This is a genomic window from Streptomyces sp. NPDC058964, from assembly GCF_042741275.1.
Lineage (GTDB): Bacteria > Actinomycetota > Actinomycetes > Streptomycetales > Streptomycetaceae > Streptomyces.
This window is the reverse complement of the sequence record NZ_JBHYKH010000706.1, coordinates 1-3642: the sequence shown is the minus strand read 5'-3', so window position 1 is coordinate 3642 and position 3642 is coordinate 1. Positions and strand designations below refer to the sequence as shown.

Here is a 3642-nt window from a genome sequence, read left to right as displayed (position 1 = left end):
TTCCCGGGCCATGTCCCGCGCCTTGTCCCGCACGGCCGCGGCCCGCCGCCGTGCGACGGGCGCGGGCGGCTGGGCCGATGCCGGGAGGTCACCCCGGTCGGCCGCCGGTTCGAGCGAGGCTCCCTCACCGGATGAGCCCCGCTCGTCGTCACGCGCGCCGAACGGGCCGTCGGACGGCCCCTGGTCCGCTCCCGGAAGCCGGAAGCGGTGCTTCCGAGGAGGGGTCGAGCCAGTCACGGCCGACCCACCCTCAGTCGCAGTCGCGGCAGATCGGCTGGCCGTTCTTCTCCCGGGCCAGCTGGCTGCGGTGGTGCACCAGGAAGCAGCTCATGCAGGTGAACTCGTCCTGCTGCTTCGGCAGCACCCGGACGGCCAGCTCCTCGTTCGAGAGGTCGGCGCCGGGCAGCTCAAGACCCTCGGCTGCCTCGAACTCGTCGACGTCCACTGCGGAGGTCGACTTGTCGTTCCGCCTGGCCTTCAGCTCTTCGAGACTGTCCGAGTCGACGTCGTCGTCGGTCTTGCGTGGAGTGTCGTAATCGGTTGCCATGTCGCTCTCCCCCTCTGGGTGTCTGCGGTGTCTCCAGCGCACGTAACGCGTGAGAGGCCGGACTTGTGCCCGACCTGAGGCGGAGATTTTGCCTCACATCAAGGTCTGTTACTCAATCGACACCCAACCGGACTCCTCAAGAGTGATCGGCTTGGATGGCGATGGGGACCGTACACGGTCCGAATGTCGCACCTCAAAGGCGTCCCACCGTGTACTTCCCGTGATCAAGACCCCCGAAAACCCGGATTTTCCCGGCTTTCCGCCTGAGGTCAGGATCACGGAAAGTAGATGGCCGGAAAACCGCCCATGTGATCGATCACACATATGGAACCTCGTTCGGCGGCCAGAAAATTCCGCGCAAAGCGAACATCTCCGCGGGTGTCGGCAACCGAACAATCGTGATCAGTTTTGCACCATACTTTGCACCACGCCTGGCACCGAGCATCGCAGGATGCGGCACGCCGCACCCGGCATCACACCAGCATCACACCGGCAGGTTGACCCGCATCACGAGCCCACCGCCCTCGCGCGGCTGGGCCGCGATGTGACCGCCGTGTGCGCGCGCCACGGACCGCGCGATCGACAGGCCGAGGCCCACACCCTTGTCACTGCCCGTTCGCTCCGTACGGAGCCGTCTGAACGGCTCGAAGAGGTTGTCGATCTCGTACGCCGGCACGACCGGCCCGGTGTTCGAGACGGTCAGCACCGCCTGCCCGTGCTGAACCTCGGTGGTGACCTCCACCCAGCCGTCCTCGGGGACGTTGTAGCGCACCGCGTTCTGCACCAGGTTCAGCGCGATCCGCTCGAGCAGGACGCCGTTGCCCTGGACGACCGCGGGCTTGCGCTCGCCCTCGATCCGCACACCCTTGGCCTCCGCCTCGGCGTGCGCCTGGTCGATGGCCTGCGAGGCGACCTCGGCGAGGTCGACGGGCTTGCGCTCGACGATCTGGTTGTCGCTGCGGGCGAGCAGCAGCAGTCCCTCGACGAGCTGCTCACTGCGCTCGTTGGTCGCCAGCAGCGTCTTGCCGAGCTGCTGCAGTTCCACCGGCGCGTTCGGATCGGACAGATGCACCTCGAGAAGCGTGCGGTTGATCGCGAGCGGGGTCCGCAGCTCGTGCGAGGCGTTCCCCACGAAGCGCTGCTGGGCGGTGAACGCGCGCTGCAGCCGCTCCAGCATGTCGTCGAAGGTGTCCGCCAGCTCCTTCAGCTCGTCGTCCGGACCGTCCAGCTCGATACGGCGGGACAGATCCGAGCCGGCCACGGCGCGCGCGGTGCGGGTGATCCGGCCGAGCGGGGACAGCACACGGCCCGCCATCGCGTAACCGAACGCGAAGGCGATGATCGCGAGGCCCAGCAGGGCCAGCAGGGAGCGGCTGAGCAGGTTGTCCAGGGCGACCTGGCGCTGGTGGTCGACGCACTGACTGATCGCGTCGTTGAAGTCGGCCAGCGCCAGGCCGTTCCTGATCGCCGGACAGTCGTCGCTGGAGACCTTGAGGGACTGGAAGTTGACGATCTTGAACAGCGGCTGGTTGCCGGTGTTGATCGCCTGCGCGGCCAGCAGGTAGATGATCGACAGCAGCAGAATGCCCGCGATCAGGAACATGCCGCCGTACAGCAGGGTGAGCCGTATCCGGATGGTCGGGCGCAGCCAGGGGAACGGGGGCTCCGGCCTGCGGGGGTCCCAGGTCGGCTTCGGCGGCGCGTGCGGCGGCGCGGGAGTCGGTGTCGCGGCCACGGCCATCAGATCCGGTAGCCCGAGCCGGGAACGGTGACGATGACGGGCGGCTCGCCCAGCTTGCGTCGCAGGGTCATGACCGTCACGCGCACCACGTTGGTGAACGGGTCGGTGTTCTCGTCCCAGGCCTTCTCCAGGAGCTGCTCCGCGGAGACGACCGCGCCCTCGCTGCGCATGAGCACCTCGAGGACGGCGAACTCCTTGGGCGCGAGCTGGACCTCCTTGCCGTCACGGAAGACCTCGCGACGGTTGGGGTCGAGCTTGATGCCGGCGCGCTCCAGGACGGGCGGCAGCGGGACGCTGGTGCGCCGCCCGAGGGCGCGCACGCGCGCGATGAGCTCGCTGAACGCGAACGGCTTGGGGAGATAGTCGTCGGCACCGATCTCCAGACCCTCGACGCGGTCGCTTACGTCGCCGGAGGCGGTGAGCATCAGCACGCGCGTCGGCATGCCGAGCTCGACGATCTTGCGGCAGACGTCGTCGCCGTGCACGAGCGGGAGGTCGCGGTCGAGGACGACCACGTCGTAGTCGTTGACGCCGATGCGCTCGAGGGCAGCCGCACCGTCGTACACGACGTCGACGGCCATGGCCTCCCGGCGCAGTCCGGTGGCCACCGCATCGGCGAGCAGTTGCTCGTCCTCGACGACGAGTACGCGCACGTCGCTTGTCCTTCCTGTGTCCACCCGTGTAGCGCGCCGTGGGCGCGCGCGGGCAGGGGGTCTTCGCGGGATGAGACCTCCATCCTGCCCTTTTCGGCCATAAGTCGGCTGTAAGACGGGGTACCGACCGGACGGATCGCTCACAGGGCACGGGAATACGAGATTTTCTCCTCCGGTTGAGGTTTCCGCGGAAGGGAGTGGGGGGAGGACGGCTTTACACCCCGCGATCACGCTCTGCATGTGCCGCAACACCATGCGGTACCTCGCGATCCGCTTTCCCGCAGGGCGGGCGTGGGTGTCCGGCACCGTCGCCGCCCGGCAGGGCAGCGCTGGGCACCCGCAGGAGACGTGATCGCCCCTTCCGAACGGCACACCCCCGTGCCACCGACCCACGACCCAGGACGAGGGGGCGCAGCATGGACGCATTCACCGCAGGACTTCTCCAGCGCATAAAGGCGACCGAGTCCGACCTGTCGCGGGCTCGTGACGAGGGCGACGACTTCCTCGTCGAGGTGGAGCAGGCAGAGCTCGACGACCTGCGCCGCCTCGCCGCCGAACACGGTGTGGAGGTCTCCGCGTCACGCGTCTGATCAGCCCGCAGGACGAGGAATGGTCGCCCCCGCCAGAAGCGCCCCGGGGGCCGCGCGGGTTTTTTGGTGGGGGCGGCGGGGGGTGGCCCCCCGCGCGCGCGCCCGGGAGTG

Annotated in this window: 4 protein-coding genes and 1 pseudogene; 1 reads left to right on the top strand and 4 read right to left on the bottom strand. The window is 68.6% G+C overall.

All coding sequences use genetic code 11. The annotated features are described in order from the left end of the window. The 4 genes and pseudogenes from ACFW2E_RS43365 to ACFW2E_RS43350 all read right to left on the bottom strand — a co-directional run. Window positions 1-237, bottom strand: a pseudogene (locus tag ACFW2E_RS43365) (hypothetical protein); the annotation flags it as partial. A 13-nt stretch (window positions 238-250) separates the two neighbouring features. Next, window positions 251-547, bottom strand: a complete 297-nt coding sequence (locus ACFW2E_RS43360) for a DUF4193 domain-containing protein (RefSeq protein WP_005481602.1) — start codon at window positions 545-547, stop codon at window positions 251-253. Between the two features lie 484 nt (window positions 548-1031). Continuing rightward, window positions 1032-2282, bottom strand: coding sequence for a sensor histidine kinase (locus ACFW2E_RS43355; RefSeq protein ID WP_384476638.1), 1251 nt, complete (start codon window positions 2280-2282; stop codon window positions 1032-1034). 5 nt (window positions 2283-2287) lie between these two features. Further along, the gene (locus ACFW2E_RS43350) at window positions 2288-2941 is read right to left on the bottom strand and encodes a response regulator transcription factor (protein ID WP_003993508.1); all 654 of its coding nucleotides are present in this window, start codon (window positions 2939-2941) and stop codon (window positions 2288-2290) included. Between the two features lie 416 nt (window positions 2942-3357). Here ACFW2E_RS43350 and ACFW2E_RS43345 point away from each other — a divergent pair, with 416 nt between their 5' ends. Further along, window positions 3358-3531, top strand: coding sequence for a hypothetical protein (locus ACFW2E_RS43345; RefSeq protein ID WP_384476634.1), 174 nt, complete (start codon window positions 3358-3360; stop codon window positions 3529-3531). The last annotated feature ends 111 nt before the right edge of the window (window positions 3532-3642 follow it).

What these genes read in the sequence shown, in the direction of transcription:
- ACFW2E_RS43360 (WP_005481602.1), bottom strand. Translation starts at nt 547, where the DNA reads ATGGCAACCGATTACGACACTCCACGCAAGACCGACGACGACGTCGAC.
- ACFW2E_RS43345 (WP_384476634.1), top strand. Translation starts at nt 3,358, where the DNA reads ATGGACGCATTCACCGCAGGACTTCTCCAGCGCATAAAGGCGACCGAG.